This window comes from Streptomyces sp. NPDC012835, from assembly GCF_042900885.1.
In the GTDB taxonomy this organism is placed as follows: Bacteria; Actinomycetota; Actinomycetes; order Streptomycetales; family Streptomycetaceae; genus Streptomyces.
In genome coordinates this window covers 583,459-602,259 of the sequence record NZ_JBIBBW010000002.1, presented here as the reverse complement: position 1 = coordinate 602,259, position 18,801 = coordinate 583,459, and the positions used below count along the sequence as shown (strand labels likewise).

The window sequence follows — 18,801 nt, the reverse complement described above, 5'->3', positions numbered from 1 at the left end:
CCAAACCATAGGGAGGACTCGTGGGAGTCAGTCTCAGCAAGGGCGGCAACGTCTCGCTGACCAAGGCCGCGCCCAACCTGACCGCGGTCACCGTGGGTCTGGGCTGGGACGCCCGCACCACCACCGGCAGCGACTTCGACCTCGACGCCAGCGCCCTGCTGACGAACACCGAGGGCAAGGTCACCGCCGACGGGAACTTCGTCTTCTTCAACAACCTCAAGAGTCCTGACGGCTCCGTCGAGCACACCGGTGACAACCTCACGGGTGAGGGCGAGGGCGACGACGAGGCGATCAAGGTCAATCTGGCCGGGGTCCCCGCCGATGTCGACAAGATCGTCTTCCCCGTCTCCATCTACGAGGCGGAGAGCCGGCAGCAGTCCTTCGGCCAGGTACGCAACGCCTACATCCGCGTGGTCAACCAGGCCGACAACAACGAGCTGGCGCGCTACGACCTCACCGAGGACGCCTCGACGGAGACGGCGATGGTCTTCGGTGAGCTGTACCGCAACGGCGCGGAGTGGAAGTTCCGCGCGATCGGCCAGGGGTACGCCTCGGGCCTGCGCGGCATCGCGCAGGACTTCGGCGTCAACGTCTGAGCCACCGAACAAGAGGGCCCGGGCGGTCCGGGCCACTCGACTCCTGCGTGTCCGGCGTCGCACCGCGAGTGCGGCGCCGCACACGTTTCGTACCGAATCCGCGTCACGCGGGCCCCGGTCCGTGACGGACCGCACGATCACCGGTTTCGCATGATCGGTCGGGGAACGGGCAGGACGTCAGGCGCGTCCTGACCTACGCACCACCCACCACCTCGGGGAGGACTTCACATCATGGGCGTCACACTCGCCAAGGGAGGCAATGTCTCCCTCTCCAAGGCCGCGCCGAACCTCACCCAGGTGCTGGTCGGGCTCGGCTGGGACGCGCGCTCCACCACCGGAGCCGACTTCGACCTCGACGCCAGCGCGCTGCTCTGCCAGAACGGCCGTGTGATGGGCGACGAATGGTTTGTCTTCTACAACAATCTGACCAGTCCGGACGGTTCTGTCGAGCACACCGGTGACAATCTGACCGGTGAGGGGGAGGGCGACGACGAGTCGATCCTCGTCGACCTCTCCAAGGTCCCGGCCCACTGCGACAAGATCGTTTTCCCGGTCTCGATCCATGACGCCGACAATCGGGGCCAGACATTCGGCCAGGTCGCCAATGCCTTCATCCGTGTGGTCAACCAGGCCGACGGACAGGAACTCGCGCGGTACGACCTGAGCGAGGACGCCTCGACCGAAACGGCGATGATCTTCGGCGAGCTGTACCGCTACGGCGGCGAATGGAAGTTCCGGGCCGTTGGCCAGGGGTACGCGTCCGGGCTGCGGGGCATCGCCCTAGACTTCGGGGTCAACGTTTCGTAAAGCAGTGCTCTGCACGGGGGAAATCCCGTTAACACAAAATGGGGTAGCCAGTGATCCTGAAAACCTTCGGCTGGTCGTTCGCCATCACGGCGCTCGGCCTCGCCTTCGCCGCCTGGCAGTGGGGGTGGCAGGCGTTCGGGATCGTGCTGATCCTGTCGGTCCTGGAGATCTCCCTGTCGTTCGACAACGCGGTCGTCAACGCCGGAATCCTGAAGAAGATGAATGCCTTCTGGCAGAAGATCTTCCTCACGGTCGGTGTTCTCATCGCCGTCTTCGGCATGCGACTGGTGTTCCCCGTGGTCATCGTGGCCATCAGCGCCAAGGTCGGCCCCATCGAAGCCGTCGAACTGGCGGTGCAGAACCCGGAGCGGTACGAGGACCTCGTCACCGACGCGCATCCGGCCATCGCCGCCTTCGGCGGTATGTTCCTGCTGATGATCTTCCTGGACTTCATCTTCGAGGACCGGGACATCAAGTGGCTGAGCTGGCTGGAGCGTCCGCTGGCCAAGCTCGGCAAGGTCGACATGCTGTCGGTCTGCGTCGCGCTGATCGTCCTCCTCGTCGCGGCGATGACCTTCGCGACCGACGCCCACACCAGCACCGGGTACCAGGACAAGTCCGCCACCGTGCTGCTCGCGGGCATCGCCGGCCTGATCACGTATCTCGTGGTGGGCGGGCTCTCCGGCTACTTCGAGGACAAGCTGGAGGAGGACGAGGAGCGTGAGCACGAGGAGGAGGAGAGGGCCAAGGCCGAGGGCAAGCAGGTCTCGGTGGCCGGCATGGCGGGCAAGGCCGCGTTCTTCCTCTTCCTGTACCTCGAAGTCCTCGACGCCTCCTTCTCCTTCGACGGGGTGATCGGCGCCTTCGCCATCACCAACCACATCTTCTGGATGGCGCTCGGTCTCGGCATCGGCGCGATGTACGTCCGTTCGCTCACGGTCTACCTGGTCCGCGAGGGCACCCTGGACGACTACGTCTATCTGGAGCACGGCGCCCACTACGCGATCGGCGCGCTGGCCGTGATCCTGCTCGTCACCATCGAGCACTCCATCAACGAGATCGTCACCGGTCTGGTCGGCGTCGTGCTCATCGCCGCCGCCTTCTGGTCCTCCGTGCGCCGCAACAAGGCGCTGGAGGCCGAGGGCGGGGACAAGAACGGGGACAAGACGGCGCTCCACGTCTGAGATCATGCGCCGGTGAGCCCTCATATGAGCCGGTCCTCCGGGGTGTGATTCACCGGGGATTGAGGGAACGCTGTCCACGGGGCGGTCGCGAGGCGCGAGCCTGCGGCCGCCCCGTGACTGTGCGCCGGGTATGGCGAGTTGACGACAGAGATGGGGTGGGGGCATGGCCTTCTGGGACAACCTGTGGCCGGGGCAACGGGCGTCGCAATTCGATTCGGGCAACGCCGCGTCCAACTCCATTGAGCTGACCAAGCGGCATCCGACGGTCTCGCTCTCCAAACAGGGCGCGGCGACCGGGAACCTGCGGGTCAACCTCTCCTGGCAGATGCGTACATCGGACATCGGGGAGCGGTCCCGGCAGAGCGGCCGGCTGCTGAGCAACCCGCTCAAACTCTTCAAACCGGAGGTCGTCCAGGCACACACCCAGGGCGTCGTCAATGTGGACCTCGACCTGGGCTGCATGTACGAACTGACCGACGGCAGCAAGGGCGTGGTGCAGCCGCTGGGCAACTTCCTCGGCGACCTCAACGGGCCGCCGTACGTCAAGCTCAGCGGGGACGACCGGTTCGGCGCTGGCTCGGGGGAGACGGTCTACGTCAACCTCGACCAGCGGGAGAACATCCAGCGGCTGCTGTTCTTCGTCTACATCTACGACCAGACGCCAGCCTTCGACCGTACCCGTGCGCATGTCACGCTCTATCCGAGCAATGGCCCGCGCATCGAGATAGACCTCGACGAGCACGAGCCGCAGGCCCGTTCCTGCGCGGTGTTCTCGCTGGACAAGGTGAAGGGCGAGCTGGTCGTGCGCCGCGAGGTGAAGTACGTGTACGGATTCCAGGCGGAACTGGACCGGCTGTACGGATGGGGCCTTCAGTGGGGGCGCGGCTTCAAGACGAAGACCTGAGCGGGACGAGGGGCTGACCAGGCCGAAGGTCCGAACGAACACGTCGCAGGTCCGGGCCCGGGGAGAACGGGAGCCGAGCGGTGGCTTCGCCCGGCCGTCCGCGCGGTCCGGGCCGCCCCGTCACTGCCGCAGGAACTGCGGCCCCATCGGGGGCAGCCGGAAGTTGGGGTCGGGGGCGGGCGCGGCGGCCGCCGCCGGCTGCGGGTAGCCGTACGCGGGCTGCGGCGGCGCCGACACCGGCTGCGGGTAGCCGTACGGTGGCGGGGAAGCGGGCAGGGCGGGCTGCGGGTAGCCGTACCCGGCTCCGTCCGCCGGCAGCTCGGGTGGCAGGTCCGGCGACGGCGGAGCGCCCGTGGCGGGGTCGGGGATCGGGATGAGGCGGGTGGGCGCGTCGGCCGAGGCGACGGCGTCCGCGTCGGCCCCTCCCGCCTCCCCGGACTCCTCCGACTCGTCCACCGAGATGCCGAACGCCGTGGCCAGACCGACCAGACCGGTCGGGTAGCCCTGCCCCACCGCCCGGAACTTCCAGCCGTCCCCGCGCCGGTACAGCTCGCCGCAGATGATCGCGGTCTCCTCGCCGGTCTCCGGCTGCACATCGAAGACCGCCAGCGGCTCGCCGTCGGCCGAGCCCGCGTCGTACAGCAGTATCCGCAGGTCGTCCACGTGCTGGAAGCTCGCCCCGTCCGACGAGGCGGCGAGCACCACTTGGTCGACCGACGCGTCCAGCGCACCGAGATCGGCCTCGACGGTATCCGTCAGCATCTCGCCGACCTGCTTCTTCGGCAGCCGCCGCACCAGTCCCGACGGATGGCGCGGCTGGTTGTAGAAGACGAAGTCCTCGTCGGAACGCACCCGGCCCCCGGCTCCGAGCAGCAGGGCGGACGCGTCCACGTCGGGGACCCCGGGGCCGGGGGACCAGTGCAGCACGGCCCGTACGGCCATGGTGTCGAGCGGGACGTTCGAGCCCTTGAGCATCGCGTGCGTCATGCGAATCATCCTGCCTTCCCCGACCCCGCGCGGACAACGCGGGGCCCCGTCCGGCACGCCGTGGGATCGCGGGGGAGAGCCGGCGCCCTCGGCGCGGCCGTGGCGTGATGTGGACGAGTTACCGGGAATTCATCAACCCGGGGAACTCTTGACACCCGCTCGTACGTACTATTACCGGCCACCTGACCGACAGGCCATTAAGGCAGCACGGGGGATTGAAATGCGTCATTTCGGGCATATCCCGCCCACTGCCCGAGAGGGCCTGTTCCATCAGGAGCCGTGCGACTTCACCGCCGACTCCCCCGCACCCCTGCTCTCCGCCGCCCTCGGCGCGACGCTCTACAGCCCCGCGACCCGGCCCAGGCTCGCGGACGACGTGCTGAAACAGGCCGGGCGCGGTGTGGTCTCCATGGTGCTCTGCCTGGAGGACTCCATCCACGACTCCGAGGTGGCGGACGCCGAGGCCAATCTCGTGCGGCAGTTCGCCGACCTCGACGGGCGCGGCGTCGGGACCCCGCTGCTGTTCATCCGGGTCCGTGAGCCCGAGCAGATCCCCGACCTGGTGCGCAGGCTCGGACAGACCGTGCGGCTGCTGTCCGGATTCGTGCTCCCCAAGTTCACCGAGGAGCGCGGCGTCCCCTTCCTGGAGGCCCTCACGGAGGCGGAGAGCGCCTGCGGACGCACGCTGTACGCGATGCCGGTGCTCGAATCCCCCGAGCTGCTCCACCTGGAGACCAGGACCCGCACCCTCACCGGCATAGCGGGAGTCGTCGACAAGTACCGCGACCGAGTGCTCGCGCTGCGCCTCGGCGTCACCGACTTCTGCTCCGCCTACGGCCTGCGCCGGTCGCCCGACATGACGGCGTACGACGTCCGGATCGTGGCCGCCGTCATCGCGGACGTCGTCAATGTGCTGGGGCGCGCCGACGGCTCCGGCTTCACGATCACCGGCCCGGTCTGGGAGTACTTCCGGCTCCAGGAACGCATGTTCAAACCGCAGCTGCGCCGCAGTCCCTTCCTGGAGGGCCGCGCGGAGGAGCTGCGGACGAACCTCATCGAGCACGACCTCGACGGACTGCTGCGCGAGATCGCGCTCGACCGCGCCAACGGCCTTCAGGGCAAGACCTGCATCCACCCCTCCCATGTGCCGCCCGTGCACGCGCTCTCGGTCGTCAGCCACGAGGAGTTCAGCGACGCCCGGGACATCCTGCGGCCCGAGCGCGACGGCGGCGGAGTGCTGCGTTCCGCGTACACGAACAAAATGAACGAGGTGAAGCCGCACCGCGCCTGGGCCGAGCGCACACTGCGCCGCGCCGAGGTCTTCGGCGTGGCGCGGGAGGACGTCGGCTTCGTGGAGCTGCTCGCGGCGGGCCTGGTGGAGTGAGCGCCGGGGAGCGGGCCGGCCGCGCCGGCGGGACCGGGGCGGCACTGTCACACGCGTCGAAGGGCGCGCCGAAGGAAGAGATCGTCAACATGGTGTGGTCGGGCACATGGGTCGCCGAGCGGCTCGGAATCGAACTGGCCGGGGGCGAGGGGCTGCGGGACCTGCTGGGGCTGGCGCTGCGCCGCAACCCCAGGCGGGCGCACCTCCTTGTCTCGAATGTGCTGGGCAAGCATGTGCCCCAGCGCCCCGAGGTCGTATACGGCACCGGCGTGGCACTCGGGGAGCGTGTGGCGGAGCTGCTGGGCGACCGGACGGAGCGCGCGGTGGTGCTCGGGTACGCGGAGACCGCCACCGGGCTCGGGCACGCCGTGGCCGACGGGATGCGCCTCGCCCCGTACCTCCACTCCACCCGCCGCCCGGTGCCGGGTGTGGAGCGGGCGGGCGGCTTCGAGGAGTCGCACTCCCACGCGACCTCGCACCTGCTGCTGCCCGAGGACCCCGGGCTGCTCGCCACGGACGGGCCGCTGGTGCTGGTCGACGACGAGTTCTCCACGGGCAACACCGTGCTCAACACGATCCGCGCGCTGCACGGACGCTATCCGCGCGCCTGGTACGTGATCGTCGCGCTGGTCGACATGCGCTCGGCGGCCGACCAGGGGCGGCTCGCGGAGTTCGCCGGGGAGATCGGCGCCCGGGTCGACCTGGTCACGCTCGCCTCCGGAACGGTCCGGCTGCCGGACGGGGTGCTGGAGAGGGGCCGCGCGCTGGTGGCGGAGTACGAGGGCGGGGAGACGGGGAGCGCTCGCGCGCAGGCCCCTGCCGGGTCCGCCGCGGCTTCCTCCGTGACCCGGATCGCGCTCGGCTGGCCCGCCGGGGTCCCCGACGGCGGGCGGCACGGCTTCACCCCGGAGCACCGGGCCCGGCTGGAGTCCGCGCTGCCCGCCATGGCGGCGGACATCGCAGCCGAGCTGGGGCACGACGCCCGGCGCGTACTGGTGCTGGGCTTCGAGGAGCTGATGTACGCCCCGCTCCGGCTGGCCGAGGCACTGGAACGCGGATCGGGTGAACGCGTCGAGGTGCGGTACTCGACCACGACGCGTTCGCCCGTACTCGCCGTCGACGACCCCGGCTACGCGATACGCAGCCGGCTCGTCTTCCCCGCGCACGACACGGCGGCCCTCTCCGCGGAGGAGCGGACCGGCGACCGGTACGCGTACAACGTGGCGGGCGGCGGCTTCGACGCCGTCGTGGCCGTCGTCGACTCCCCGGCGGACTCGCCCGAACTGCACGCTCCCGACGGGCTGCTGGCCCTCCTCGGCGCTCACATACCGCGCGTCGTGCTGGCCGTCGTGCCCTCGTACGTCCCGGCGCACGCGCTTCCCGGGCCCCGGAAAGCGCGGAATCCCCAGGGGCTCCGGGAACAACCCGTCAGCGCCCGGCAACCCGCCATCAGCTCCCAGGAACCCGCCATGCTGCCCGACCCCCTCCGTGGTCCCGCCTTCTCCTCCTACGCGCCCGACGACGTCGGCTGGCTGCTCCAGGACCTGTCCGACGTGGAGCTGGAGGCACCGACCGAGGAGCGCGAGGAGGCGATCCAGAACGGCGGCGCGCACTACGCCGAATCCCTCCCCGTCGAATACCAGCCCGACGACCGGTACCAGCGCCTCTTCCGGTCCGCGCTGGAGACCTCGGCCGCCCGGATCGCCCGCGCCGTCGGCACCGTCACCGAGACCGTGCTCGCCGAGCGCTCGCCCCGGCCCGTACTGGTGTCGCTGGCCCGCGCCGGCACGCCCGTCGGGGTGCTGATGCGCCGCTGGGCGCAGCACCGCCACGGCCTCGACCTGCCGCACTACGCCATCTCCATCGTGCGCGGCCGGGGCATCGACACCAACGCCCTGCGCTGGCTCGCCGCCCATCACGACCCCGCAGACGTCGTCTTCGTGGACGGCTGGACGGGCAAGGGCGCCATCACCCGCGAACTGGCCGAGGCACTGGCCGAGTTCAACGGGCGCAGCGGCCTCGCCGGCCCCGGCGACGACTCCGCCGCGCTTCCCGGCGGCTTCGACCCCGAGATCGCCGTCCTCGCGGACCCCGGCGGCTGCGTGCGGACATACGGCACCCGGGAGGACTTCCTGATCCCCTCCGCCTGCCTCAACTCCACCGTGTCCGGGCTGATTTCCCGTACGGTGCTCCGCGCCGACCTGGTCGGTCCCGATGACTTCCACGGCGCGAAGCACTACCGCGAACTGGCCGGCGCCGATGTCTCCGGACACTTCCTGGAGACCGTGGCCGCCCGCTTCGACGAGGTGGCGGACGCGGTGGACGCCGAGGCCAAGGAGCTGCTCGCGGCGGACCGCGCGCCCACCTGGGAGGGCTGGGCGGCCGTCGAGCGGATCAGCGAGGAGTACGGCATCCACGATGTGAACCTCGTCAAGCCGGGCGTCGGCGAGACCACCCGCGTACTGCTGCGGCGCGTCCCCTGGAAGATCCTCGCCCAGCGCGACGCCGGCGCCGACCTCGACCACGTCCGGCTGCTGGCCGAGCAGCGCGGCGTACCGGTGGAGGAAGTCGACGGCCTGCCGTACACCTGTGTCGGGCTGATCCACCCCCGGTACACGCGCGGTGCGACAGGCGCCGACGGCAAGGCGGTGGCCGCGCTGTGAGCACCGACATGAGCACCGCCGCGAGCACCGACATGAGCACCGCCGTGAGCACCGACATGAGCACCGCCGTGAGCACCGCCCCCACGCTGGTCGCCAGCGACCTCGACCGCACGCTCATCTACTCGGCCGGCGCGCTCGGGCTCGCCGTGCCCGACGCCGAGGCGCCGAGGCTGCTCTGCGTCGAGGTGTACGAGAGCCGGCCGCTGTCGTACCTGACGGAGACGGCGGCCGGGCTGCTCGACCGGCTGGCCCGTACGACCGTCTTCGTACCGACGACGACCCGTACACGCGAGCAGTACGGCCGTATCCGTCTGCCGGGCCCGCCGTCGGCGTACGCGATCTGCGCCAACGGCGGGCATCTGCTGGTCGACGGGGTGTCCGACCCGGACTGGCGGCGTCAGGTGACCGCCCGGCTGGCCGACGAGTGCGCGCCCCTCACCGAGGTCCGGGACCACCTGCTGTCCGCCGCCGACCCCGCGTGGCTGCTCAAGGAGCGGATCGCGGAGGACCTCTTCGCGTACCTGGTGGTCGACCGCGCGCTGCTGCCGGCGGGCTGGGTGGCCGAGCTGGCCGAGTGGGCGGGGGGCCGTGGCTGGACGGTCTCGCTCCAGGGCCGGAAGATCTACGCCGTACCGCGACCGCTCACCAAGAGCGCCGCGATGCGCGAGGTGGCGCGCAGGACGGGCGCCGTACGCACGCTCGCCGCCGGGGACTCGCTCCTCGACGCGGATCTGCTGCTGGCCGCGGACCGGGGCTGGCGACCGGGCCACGGGGAGCTGGCCGACGCCGGCTGGAGCGCGCCGCACGTGGAGGCGCTGCGGGAGACGGGCGTCGCGGCGGGCGAGGAGATCCTGCGGCGGCTGGGGGCAGCGGCGGCGGGCGGGAGCGACGAGGCGCCGGTGGCGGCGGCCGGGCGCGGTACGGGCTGAGGCCCGGGGACCCGAGGTCCAGGGACCCGAGGTACGGGGGCCGAGCCACCGGGCCGAGGGCGGGACGTCTCCGGCCCGTCCGGGCCGCCGGCGCGTCGTCCCACCGTTGCGGGGGGCCGACCGGCGTGCGGCGCCGCCCGGACCGTCAGCCGCAGCAGCCGCCTCCGCAGCAGCCGCCCCCGCCACCGGCGGCCGGTGCGGGGGCGCCGCCCTTCGCCGCTCCGCCGACCGCGACGGTGGAGAGCAGCTTCACGGTGTCGTCATGTCCCTCGGGGCACGCGGCGGGCGCCGAGGACTCCGCCATCGGGCGGCTCAGCTCGAAGGTGTCACCACAGGAGCGGCAGCGGTACTCGTAGCGAGGCATGCGCTCAGGCTACGGGACAACCGTTTAGCCGACACCCACCCGGCCGTGCCCGCCCCGCGCCCTGGCGCGCTGTTCGCGGTCGGCCTGCTCCGGGTGGCGGGCGCGCCAGTACGGATTCTCATGCGGGAGCCCGCCGCTGACCCGCCCGTACATGCCGAAGAACATGAGCAGGAGGCCGGCCACGAAGCTGAAGAGCACATTCTGGATGTGGAAGGCGAGGAAGTTGTAACGGGTGTCCAGCAGCGCCAGATTGACGAATCCGCTGGCGATGAAGAGGACGCCGAAGACCAGGTTCAGGGTCGAGGCCGTATTGCCGCCGATCACCATGCCGACGAGGAGCAGCAGCCCGACGCAGATGGACAGCACGCTCAGGGTGCCGTTCGCGTTGAGGCCGATGACCCGCTGACCGCCGGTACCGAAGAAGCCGATCTTGTCGACCAGCCCCAGGATGCCGAAGGCGATCAGGGCGAGCCCCATCAGGCCCGCGCCGATGCGGTAGACCTGGTTGAGGTGGTGGTCGAGGGGGAGCTGGGAGTCGATCCTGACCCGGCGCCGGGGGCTCCGGGGACTCTTGGGGTCATGGTGGGGATAGGGCGGCGGATCGTGCCGTACCACTGCGGGAGGTGTCGCTCGGGTGGCCATGGGGGCGGGCCTCCTTGGGCGGGCGATAGGGGAGGTATCGCGTGCGCTTCATCAAGGATCCGCCGGGCAGGCCGGGGGGACAAGTCGACCATGCGGTGACCTCCGGCCCGGGGGCGCCGGGCCGGGGGCCGTGCCTTCCGTCCCGCGCGAGCGCTCAGCCGCCCCCGCCCCGCTCCTCCCGGATGTCCGAGACCACCCGGGCGGCGGTGTTCCGCACCGCCTCCGTCTCGGTCAGGAACTGCCAGTAGTCGGGGTGGCGGCCCTCCAGGGCGGCGACCGCCCGGTCCAGCCGGGCCACGGAGTCGTCCAGCGGCCGGGCGTGCCGGGGCTCGGGGGTGTGCCGGCCGGTCATGGCCAGGCGCTGGGCGTCCCTGATCGCGAAGCGCGTACGGTCGACCTCCTGCTGCGGGTCCTTCGCCACGGCGTTCAGCCGCCGCAGCCGGTCGCCTGCGGCGGACACCGCCTCGTCCGTACCGTTCAGCAGGGCACGCGCCGTGCTGAGCCGCGAGGTCGCGTCGGCCCAGCGCTGCTCCTCGCGCGCCTTGCCCGCCTCCCGCAGCTTCTCCTCGGCCTGCCGGACGCTGCTCGCCGCCTGCTCCGGGACCTGCTGGAGGTCCTGCCAGCAGGCGGCGCTGAAGCGGCGGCGCAGCTCGCTGAGGACCGGGTCGACGGAGCCGGCCCGGGTCGTCAGAGCCTGGGCGCGGGTACGGAGGGAGACCAGGCGCCGGTCGATCTCCTCGGCCCGCTCGGGCAGCCGCGCTGCCTCCGCCCGTACGGCCTCGGCGGCGCGCAGGACCTGCTCGGCGCGCTGGATCGTCTCCGGCACGCCGTGCCGGCCCGCACCCTGGTTGAGCTTGGTGAGTTCCGGGCCGAGCGCCGCGAGCCGGGCGGCGAGATCGTCGGCGCGCAGTCCGGCGCCGCGCACCTCGTCCAGGGCGTTGCTCGCGGAGAGGAGCGCGGCCCGCGCCCGCTCGACGGCGGGCGCGAGCCGCGCGAGCTGCGTCTCGGCCTTGTCGAGGAGCGGCCCGAGGCCCTGGCCGAACCGGTCCAGGTCGCCCTTGACCCGGTTCAGCGCGTCCTTGGCCGCCGTCAGCTCGTCCCGCGCCCTCGACGCGGCCGACGCCTCCAGATCGTCGCGGTCCAGGTCGTGCCCGTCCACCGCATCGATGTAGCCGTGGCTGACCTCGTCGATCCGCTGTCCCAGCGCGGTGAAGTCATCGGCCGCCCTGCGGGCCGCTGGGGAGCCGTCCACGGCCGTGATCGTCTCTATCGAGATCCGCAGATCGCGCTGCGCCGTGTCCAACTCGTAGAACGCGGCGGCCGCCGCGTCCTTCGCGGCCTGGGCCTCGGCCCGCAGGCTCTCGGCCCGGCCGCCGAACCAGCGCCGCGTCCCCCCGCCGGCGAAGGCGGCCGGCACGGCCGCCACCAGCAGGGGCACGGGGAGCAGCATCAGCGTGAGGACATCCGTGAGGACACCACCCGCGGCACGCGTCTTCGCTCTCGCTCCCACTCCTGCGTGCGGCTGCGCGTGCGCGTGTGTCGCCGTCACATCCCTCTCCCGTGCCGAGATCCGCCATGGCCTGGTCCATTCTCCCACCAGGCGGTGACGAACACACGGGCCGGTCAGTCCGCGCTTCGCACCGTGATCTTCCCGTTGTCGGTGCGGGCCTTCACCGCATGGGCGCTGTTCCTGTCGTTCGGCACGCCCACGTCGATGGAGCCGTTGTCGCTGGATGTCGTCACGGCGTACGAGACGGCCGAACCGTCCGCGCCGGTCCTGGGCAGCTCGATCGCGATCCGCCCGTTGTCGTTGCTGGTGTCCACACGGTCGGGCACCGCGGTCAGCCCGAGCCGTACCGCCCCGTTCCCCGACCTGACGGTCACGGTCCGGGCGGAGATGCCGCGCGCGGTGATGGCGCCGTTGTCGCTCTTGAGGTCGAGCGGTCCGCTGGAGTCCTTGATGTTCACCGCGCCGTTGTCCGACGTCACCTTGAGGGCGGTGTCGAACCCGGTCGCGGTCACCTTCCCGTTGTCCCCGCGCACCGTCACCGCCACCCCGCGCGGCACCTTCACCTCATGGCGGGAGGAGCAGTCGCTCACGACCCCGGAGCACTTCACCTTCAGCGTGAGGGTGTCACCGTCCATCTTCCACACGCCCTTGGGCCCGGTCCCGGCGAACACCCACCCGTCCAGCTGCCGCGCCACCTCGACCGACTTCACCTCGGCGGGTACGAGGTCGATCTCCGCGTTGCCCCCCACGATCGTCAGCGACCGTCCGGAGAAGTCGAAGGACTTCCGCTCCACGGGCGCCCCCGACGGATCGCTCCCGCACCCGCTCATGGTCATCGCGACGATCACTGCCCCGCTCGCCGCGACGAGCGCGCGCGTGCGGTTCCGGCTTGCGGCCACCTTGGGTCCCCCGATTTTTCCGTACGTATGGTCCGTGCGTTTGCGTCCCCTCAGCCTACGAACGAATGCCCCGCTTCCCGATCCGGCTCCCCACCCGGTCCGGGGTGGGGATATCCCCCCTCCCGGCCCGGCCCGGTTCCGACGCGGGTTTGCGGCGGGGCCCCATGGGCCATGTACGCTGTTGCCTCATCCACGGGTGCGTAGCTCAGGGGTAGAGCGCTGCTCTTACAAAGCAGATGTCGGCGGTTCGAAACCGTCCGCGCCCACCAGTTCTTCGAGGGCCCCCGACCGGTCACGGTCGGGGGCCCTCTGTGGGATGTACGGGACGTGTCCGGCGGCTTCAGCGGCCGTGGCCGCCCCGTTCGACGCTGAACGCCGCGTGCAGCCTCCTCGTGTGGTCGACCTCCCGTACCGGACCCGTCAGCGTCACCGCGGCGGTGAGGCGTACGTCCGCGCTGGAGGCCGCCAACCTCAGCTCCAGCGCGCCCGGTTCGACGACGCGGCGCCCGGTGCGGCCGGTGAACGAGGCGAGGTCGGCCGGGACGCTCACCGCGATCCGGGCCCGCTCGTCCGGGGCCAGCGGCAGCCGCAGGTAGCCGATCAGCCGCTGGACCGGCTGCACCACCGAGGCGACGGGGTCGTGCAGATACAGCTGGACGACCTCGGTGCCCGCCCGGTCGCCCGTGTTGCGGACGGTGAAGGACAGCTCCAGTGTGCCGTCCGTGCCGGCGTTCCCGTCCGCCGTCAGCTCCGACCAGTCGAACGTGGTGTACGACAGCCCGTGGCCGAAGGCGAAGTCGGGGGTGGGGTCGATGTTGGACACCTCGCCGGCCCGGGCCAGCGGCGCGGCCAGATACGTGGACGGCTGGGCGCCCGCCAGCCGGGGGACGCTCACCGGGAGGCGGCCCGAGGGCTCCACCCGGCCGCTGAGCACCCGCGCCAGGGCCGGGGCGCCCTCCTGGCCGGGGAAGAAGGACTGCACCACGGCCGCCGCCCCGGTGGCGGCCGGCCCCAGCGCGTACGGCCGCCCGGCCAGCAGGGTCACCACCAGGGGCGTGCCGGCCGCGCGCGTCGCGTCGAGCAGGGCGTTCAGCAACTGGCCCTGGCTGCCCGGAAGTTCCAGGCTCTGCGCGTCGCACCCCTCCCCGCTGGTGCCCCGCCCGAAGAGGCCCGCCCGGTCGCCGAGGGCGGCGATGACGACATCCGCTTCCCGGGCCGCCCGTACCGCCTCGGCGAAGCCGTCGGTGTCGCCGCTGTCGATGCCCGTACCGGCCACCGCGACCACCTCGGCGCCGGGGAACTCCGCCGCCAACGCCTCGTGCAGCGTGGGAAGTTCGATGCCGACGGGGGTGTCCGGGTGCTGGCGGCCGACATGGACGGGGAAGGAGTAGCAGCCCAGCACCGCCAGGGGCGTGGCCGCCTGCGGGCCGATCACCGCGATCCTGGCCGGGCCGCCCGCCAGCGGCAGAATCCCGTCGTTGCGGAGCAGGATCACCGCCCGCTCGGCCAGGCGGCGGGAGATGTCCCGGTGCGCGCGGGAGTCCAGCGTGACGGTGCCGCGCAGCGCGGCCGGGTCGGTGAGGTCCTTTCCGGTGAGGGCGGGCGGACGCGGCGTCCACTCCGGGTCGAGCAGCCCGAGGCCGGCCTTCTGGGTCAGGACACGGCGCAGCGCCCGGTCGATCGTCCCGACCGGCAGCCGCCCGGCGGCCACCGCCTCCCGCAGCGGTTCCCCGAAGGTCTTGACGGTCGGCAGCTCCACGTCCACGCCGGCGCCGAGCGCCGCCGAGGCCGCCTCGCCCCAGTCGGCCGCCACCGCGTGCAGGGTCTTCAGGAAGCCGATCCCGAAGTAGTCGGCCACCACGGTGCCCTCGAAGCCCCAGACATCCCGCAGCAGGCCGGTCAGCAGCTCGTCGCTGGCCGCGCACGGGACGCCGTCGATGTCGTTGTACGCGTGCATCACCGACCGTACGCCGCTCTCCCGCACCGCCATCTCGAACGGCGGCAGGATGACATCGGCCAGCTCCCTCGCGCCCATGCTGACCGGCGCGAGATTGCGCGCGCCGCGCGAGGCCGAGTACCCGGCGAAGTGTTTGAGCGTCGCCACCAGACCGGCCGACTCCAGGCCCCGCACATAGGCCGTGGCGATCGTCCCCACCAGGTAGGGGTCCTCGCCGATGGTCTCCTCGACCCGCCCCCAGCGCGCGTCGCGCACCACGTCGAGTACGGGGGCCAGCCCCTGGTGCAGTCCCACCGACCGCATGTCGCGGCCGATGGCGCCCGCCATCTCCCGTACCAGCTCGGGGTCGAAGGACGCGCCCCAGGACAGCGGGACGGGGTAGGTGGTCGCTCCCCATGCCGCGAACCCCGCGAGGCATTCGTCGTGGGCCATGGCGGGGATGCCGAAGCGGTTGGCGGCGACGATACGTTCCTGGGTGCGCATCAGGGACAGCGCGCCCAGCGCCGGATCGACCGGGACCGTGCCGAACGGCCGGGTCAACTGGCCCAGCCCGTGCGGCAGCAGCTCGTCCAGCGTGGGCGGTACCTCCATCTCGTGCTGGTGCGGGGCGACTTCGGCGCCGTCGGCGGACGCGCCGGCCCACAGCCCGTACAGCTGGGCGATCTTCTCCTCCGTCGTCATGGCGGAGATCAGTTCCTCGACGCGCCGGGCCCGCGTGGCGGCGGTGGCGCCGGCCGGGGCCGTGGTGGTGCTCGTTCGGGTGCTCATGCGGGCGATCACTTTCCTCCGACCCCCATGAGCCCCTGGACCAGGGCACGGCGGGCGAACAGGTAGACGAGCAGGACGGGCACCGTGGACAGCACCACGGCGGCCAGCAGACCGGGGATGTCGATCCCGTGCTCGGTCTGGAAGTTGTAGAGCCCCAGGGTGAGGACCTTGGTCTCCTCGGACTGGGTGAGCACGAGCGGGAACAGGAAGCCGTTCCACGCCTGGAGCGCGGAGAACACCACGACGGTCGCCAGCCCGCCCCGGGACAGCGGGACGACGAGCTGGAAGAAGACGCGGCGGGTGGTGGCGCCGTCGATGGCCATGGCCTCGAAGAGTTCGCCGGTGATGTCGCGCATGGTCCCGGTGAGGATGAGCGCGCAGACGGGCAGACAGAACGCGGCCGTCGGCAGGATGACCCCGATGAGGTTGTCGTAGAGCCCGGCCTTGCTGATCACGTAGAACATCGGGACGATCACGGCCTGCGCCGGGATCGCCAGCCCGAGGAGAAAGAGCCGGAAGATCCTGACACTGCCCCGGCCCCGGCTGCGGACGATCGAGAAGGCCAGCGGAGGCACCAGCAGCAGCACGATGGCGACCACACTGGCCGTGACGATCAGTGTGTTGAGGAAGTAGAGACCGAAGCCGTTGGAGAAGTCCTGCGTGTAGTTGGAGAGCGAGAACGACCGGGGGAACGAGAGGGGCCCGTTCGCGCTGTACTCGCCGCGGCTCTGGACGGTCGCGCCGAGCATCACGTACAGCGGGAAAGCGACCAGGCCGAGCCAGAGCAGGGCGCCGAGGCCGGCGAGGTAGTTGGGCCGCCCCCTCGTGACGGACCCGGTCCTGGAAAAGCGGGGACGGCGGGTCACATGCCCTCCTTCGTGCCGGCCATCTTGTCGTAGCCGGAGACCCGCACCACGATCAGTGAGATGAGTGTGGCCACCACGACCAGCAGCAGCGCGATGGCCGCGCCCTGGCCGAAGTCGAACTCCCTGAACGCCTTCTGGTACATGTAGTAGGCGCTGATGCTGGTGTCCGTACCGGGCCCGCCCTGGGTCAGGATCAGTACGGTGTCGAAGGTGGTGAGCCCGCCCACCACCATGAGGATCACCGACGTGATGATCGAGTTGCGCAGTTGCGGCAGGGTGATGTGGAAGAACCGCCGCACCCGGCCCGCCCCGTCGATCGCCGCCGCCTGATAGAGCACCTCGGGGATCGCGCGCGCCGCGCCCTGGTGGATCAGCGCGTGGAACGGGGTGAACTGCCAGGTCGCCACCAGGACGAGCACCGAGATCGCCCCGGTGCGCGAGCCGAGCAGATTGCCGTCCCCGAAGAGCCAGCGCGCCTGCGCCGGCACCCCGAAGTTGGGATCGAGCAGCGCCCGCCACAGCACGGAGATCGCCGTGGCGGACAGCAGCAGGGGGACGAAGAACACCGCCGACAGTACGGCCCGGTTGCGCTGGCGGCCGGCCGCCCACACACCGAGCAGGACGGACAGGGGCGTCTGGGTGACCACTCCCAGACCGGTGAGCAGCACACTGAGCCAGAGGCTCTTGATCATGACCGGGTCGTCGAGCAGCCCGGTCCAGTTGTCGAAGCCCGTGAACCGGGGCGCCTCCAGACCGTTCCAGCTGGCGAAGGACAACACGGCGACGAGCACCAGCGGGACGATCGCGAACAGGGCGAAGAACAGCGCGGCGGGCAGGGCCCAGCCGATCCCGGGGCGGGCGACCGTATGGCCGGAGGGGCCCCGGTCGGGCCGGGGGCGTTGCCGCCGCCCTTCGCTTTTCACCGGAGAGGTGAGAGCAACCATGGTGGACGTCACTCTCACTCGGTGGACAGGGCCTGCATGGCCTTGATGAAGGCGTCGGCGTCGATCGAGCCGTTGAAGTACTGCTGGATCGCCTGCGTCATCGGGGCGTCGGCGGCCGGCGGGTACGCCTGGTTCCACGACAGCTGGAACGACTCGGCCTTGTCGACCAGGCCGAACTGGTACTTCAGGTAGTCCGGGTTGTCGGCCGAGTCCAGGAATTTCGACGTGTTCGTGGTCGTGGGCAGGTTGCCGATGGCCAGCTGCGCCTTGACGAACTCGTCGGAGTACATCAGCTTGAGGAACTCGGCTATCGCGTCCGCGTGCTTGGTCTTCTTCAGCACCGAGTAGAAGTTGTTGGTGTTGCCGACGATGTCGGCCGGATCGCCCTTGCCGCCCGCGACGGTGGGGAAGCCGGTGTAGCCCAGGTCCTTCTCGGCGAACTCGGGGTTCAGCTCCCGCTGCGCGGAGTACGCCCACGACCCCATCAGCTCGAAGCCGGCCTTGCCGGAGCCCAGCAGCGCGGGGGAGCCGTTGTCGGTGTACTTCACCGAGTCGTAGTTGGTGCCGAAGGCGCCCGCGTCGACCAGCTCCCTGATCATGGCCAGCGCCTTCCTGCTCTCCGCGCTCTCCCAGGCGGTCTTGTCGCCGGCGAGCGCGTCCTTGAACAGGCCGGGTCCCGCCACCCGGTCGTAGAGGTACTCGAACCACATCAGGGTCGGCCACTTGTCGGCGCCGCCCAGCGCGATCGGGGTGACGCCCGCGGCCTTGAGCTTCTTCACCGCGTCCAGCAGCTCGTCCCAGGTCTTCGGCGTCGGCGCCCCGGCGTCCGCGAGCACCCTCTTGTTGTGGAACAGCAGGACGGGCTGGGTGCCGCGCATCGGGATGCCGTACGCCTTGCCGTCCACCTCCGCCGTGTTGAAGACGGACGGCAGGAAGTTCGACTTCAGCTCCGGGTTCTCGGCGATCAGGCCGTCGAGCGGCAGCAGCAGGTTCGCCTTGACGAACGGCTGGATGGAGCCGCCGCCCCAGTTGAAGAAGACATCCGGTGCCTGGGGGGTGGAGATGGTCGTCTGGAGCTTCTTCTGGTAGTCGGCCCCGGGGACGGTGTCCAGGACCGCCTTGACCTTCGAGGTCTTGTTGAAGGTCGCGACGATCCGCTTCTCCACCTTGTTCGTGGCATCGCCGTAGACCAGTACGTGGAACTCCCCGTCGCCGCCCGAGGAGCTGCCGCCACCGCCGCAGGCCGCCAGGCTCAGCCCCAGGGCGAGCGTGACTCCGACGGCGGCCGTTCGAGAAAAGCGTGCACGAATCATCTTCGATCGACCTCTCGAAAGTATCGGCATCTTTGCCGAAAGTATCTGGCGAGTGACCGTAGGGCTCTCTCCCGGAGCGGTCAA

At 71.0% G+C, this 18,801-nt stretch carries 16 protein-coding genes and 1 tRNA gene; 8 read left to right on the top strand and 9 right to left on the bottom strand.

What is annotated here, in order from left to right:
* The first annotated feature begins 20 nt into the window (after positions 1–20).
* From ACFY6S_RS10175 to ACFY6S_RS10160, 4 genes are all read left to right on the top strand, one after another.
* A complete protein-coding gene (locus ACFY6S_RS10175) occupies positions 21–596 on the top strand; it encodes a TerD family protein (protein ID WP_388821293.1) in 576 nt (191 codons plus the stop codon).
* 231 nt (positions 597–827) lie between these two features.
* Complete coding sequence (locus tag ACFY6S_RS10170) at positions 828–1,403, top strand: TerD family protein (RefSeq protein ID WP_388821290.1); 576 nt, start codon at positions 828–830, stop codon at positions 1,401–1,403.
* A gap of 50 nt (positions 1,404–1,453) precedes the next feature.
* A complete protein-coding gene (locus ACFY6S_RS10165) occupies positions 1,454–2,587 on the top strand; it encodes a DUF475 domain-containing protein (RefSeq protein WP_388821287.1) in 1,134 nt (377 codons plus the stop codon).
* 163 nt (positions 2,588–2,750) lie between these two features.
* Positions 2,751–3,491 (top strand): Tellurium resistance, encoded by a 741-nt coding sequence (locus ACFY6S_RS10160; RefSeq protein ID WP_388821285.1) that lies wholly within the window; start codon positions 2,751–2,753, stop codon positions 3,489–3,491.
* Positions 3,492–3,611: 120 nt separating this feature from the next.
* Here ACFY6S_RS10160 and ACFY6S_RS10155 read toward each other — a convergent pair whose 3' ends face one another.
* Positions 3,612–4,478 carry a TerD family protein gene (locus ACFY6S_RS10155; RefSeq protein WP_388821282.1) on the bottom strand — a complete coding sequence of 289 codons (867 nt, stop codon included), beginning with the start codon at positions 4,476–4,478 and terminating at the stop codon, positions 3,612–3,614.
* Between the two features lie 220 nt (positions 4,479–4,698).
* Between ACFY6S_RS10155 and ACFY6S_RS10150 the strand changes: the two genes are divergently transcribed.
* From ACFY6S_RS10150 to ACFY6S_RS10140, 3 genes are all read left to right on the top strand, one after another.
* Positions 4,699–5,862 (top strand): HpcH/HpaI aldolase/citrate lyase family protein, encoded by a 1,164-nt coding sequence (locus tag ACFY6S_RS10150; protein ID WP_388821279.1) that lies wholly within the window; start codon positions 4,699–4,701, stop codon positions 5,860–5,862.
* Between the two features lie 89 nt (positions 5,863–5,951).
* Positions 5,952–8,525, top strand: a complete 2,574-nt coding sequence (locus ACFY6S_RS10145) for a phosphoribosyltransferase (RefSeq protein ID WP_388821624.1) — start codon at positions 5,952–5,954, stop codon at positions 8,523–8,525.
* 56 nt (positions 8,526–8,581) lie between these two features.
* Positions 8,582–9,454 carry an HAD family hydrolase gene (locus ACFY6S_RS10140; RefSeq protein ID WP_388821621.1) on the top strand — a complete coding sequence of 291 codons (873 nt, stop codon included), beginning with the start codon at positions 8,582–8,584 and terminating at the stop codon, positions 9,452–9,454.
* 145 nt (positions 9,455–9,599) lie between these two features.
* Here ACFY6S_RS10140 and ACFY6S_RS10135 read toward each other — a convergent pair whose 3' ends face one another.
* The 4 genes from ACFY6S_RS10135 to ACFY6S_RS10120 form a co-directional block, all read right to left on the bottom strand.
* The gene (locus ACFY6S_RS10135) at positions 9,600–9,818 is read right to left on the bottom strand and encodes a zinc ribbon domain-containing protein (RefSeq protein ID WP_388821276.1); all 219 of its coding nucleotides are present in this window, start codon (positions 9,816–9,818) and stop codon (positions 9,600–9,602) included.
* 24 nt (positions 9,819–9,842) lie between these two features.
* A complete protein-coding gene (locus ACFY6S_RS10130; RefSeq protein WP_388821273.1) occupies positions 9,843–10,460 on the bottom strand; it encodes a DUF4383 domain-containing protein in 618 nt (205 codons plus the stop codon).
* 154 nt (positions 10,461–10,614) lie between these two features.
* Positions 10,615–12,009, bottom strand: a complete 1,395-nt coding sequence (locus ACFY6S_RS10125; protein WP_388821270.1) for a hypothetical protein — start codon at positions 12,007–12,009, stop codon at positions 10,615–10,617.
* Between the two features lie 74 nt (positions 12,010–12,083).
* Complete coding sequence (locus ACFY6S_RS10120; RefSeq protein WP_388821267.1) at positions 12,084–12,869, bottom strand: DUF4097 family beta strand repeat-containing protein; 786 nt, start codon at positions 12,867–12,869, stop codon at positions 12,084–12,086.
* Between the two features lie 194 nt (positions 12,870–13,063).
* On the opposite strand from ACFY6S_RS10120, the gene ACFY6S_RS10115 reads away from it, so the two are divergent.
* Positions 13,064–13,138 (top strand) — tRNA-Val (locus ACFY6S_RS10115).
* A gap of 71 nt (positions 13,139–13,209) precedes the next feature.
* Here ACFY6S_RS10115 and ACFY6S_RS10110 read toward each other — a convergent pair.
* From ACFY6S_RS10110 to ACFY6S_RS10095, 4 genes are read right to left on the bottom strand one after another with little or no spacing between them, the layout of a single operon-like run.
* Positions 13,210–15,594, bottom strand: a complete 2,385-nt coding sequence (locus tag ACFY6S_RS10110) for a beta-glucosidase (RefSeq protein ID WP_388821264.1) — start codon at positions 15,592–15,594, stop codon at positions 13,210–13,212.
* An 8-nt stretch (positions 15,595–15,602) separates the two neighbouring features.
* Entirely contained in the window at positions 15,603–16,460 is an 858-nt protein-coding gene (locus ACFY6S_RS10105) for a carbohydrate ABC transporter permease (protein ID WP_388821261.1), read from the bottom strand.
* Positions 16,457–17,404, bottom strand: coding sequence for a carbohydrate ABC transporter permease (locus tag ACFY6S_RS10100; RefSeq protein ID WP_388821258.1), 948 nt, complete (start codon positions 17,402–17,404; stop codon positions 16,457–16,459). Before ACFY6S_RS10100 ends, ACFY6S_RS10105 begins: the two co-directional genes overlap by 4 nt.
* A 14-nt stretch (positions 17,405–17,418) precedes the next feature.
* Positions 17,419–18,717: an ABC transporter substrate-binding protein gene (locus ACFY6S_RS10095; RefSeq protein ID WP_388821255.1), complete on the bottom strand. Its 1,299-nt coding sequence runs from the start codon at positions 18,715–18,717 to the stop codon at positions 17,419–17,421.
* Between the last annotated feature and the right edge of the window lie 84 nt (positions 18,718–18,801).

Coding starts and splice junctions, on each gene's coding strand:
- ACFY6S_RS10140 (WP_388821621.1), top strand. CDS start 8,582: ATGAGCACCGCCGTGAGCACCGCCCCCACGCTGGTCGCCAGCGACCTC.
- ACFY6S_RS10110 (WP_388821264.1), bottom strand. CDS start 15,594: ATGAGCACCCGAACGAGCACCACCACGGCCCCGGCCGGCGCCACCGCC.
- ACFY6S_RS10135 (WP_388821276.1), bottom strand. CDS start 9,818: ATGCCTCGCTACGAGTACCGCTGCCGCTCCTGTGGTGACACCTTCGAG.
- ACFY6S_RS10155 (WP_388821282.1), bottom strand. CDS start 4,478: ATGACGCACGCGATGCTCAAGGGCTCGAACGTCCCGCTCGACACCATG.
- ACFY6S_RS10160 (WP_388821285.1), top strand. CDS start 2,751: ATGGCCTTCTGGGACAACCTGTGGCCGGGGCAACGGGCGTCGCAATTC.
- ACFY6S_RS10100 (WP_388821258.1), bottom strand. CDS start 17,404: ATGGTTGCTCTCACCTCTCCGGTGAAAAGCGAAGGGCGGCGGCAACGC.
- ACFY6S_RS10130 (WP_388821273.1), bottom strand. CDS start 10,460: ATGGCCACCCGAGCGACACCTCCCGCAGTGGTACGGCACGATCCGCCG.
- ACFY6S_RS10145 (WP_388821624.1), top strand. CDS start 5,952: ATGGTGTGGTCGGGCACATGGGTCGCCGAGCGGCTCGGAATCGAACTG.
- ACFY6S_RS10095 (WP_388821255.1), bottom strand. CDS start 18,717: ATGATTCGTGCACGCTTTTCTCGAACGGCCGCCGTCGGAGTCACGCTC.
- ACFY6S_RS10150 (WP_388821279.1), top strand. CDS start 4,699: ATGCGTCATTTCGGGCATATCCCGCCCACTGCCCGAGAGGGCCTGTTC.
- ACFY6S_RS10170 (WP_388821290.1), top strand. CDS start 828: ATGGGCGTCACACTCGCCAAGGGAGGCAATGTCTCCCTCTCCAAGGCC.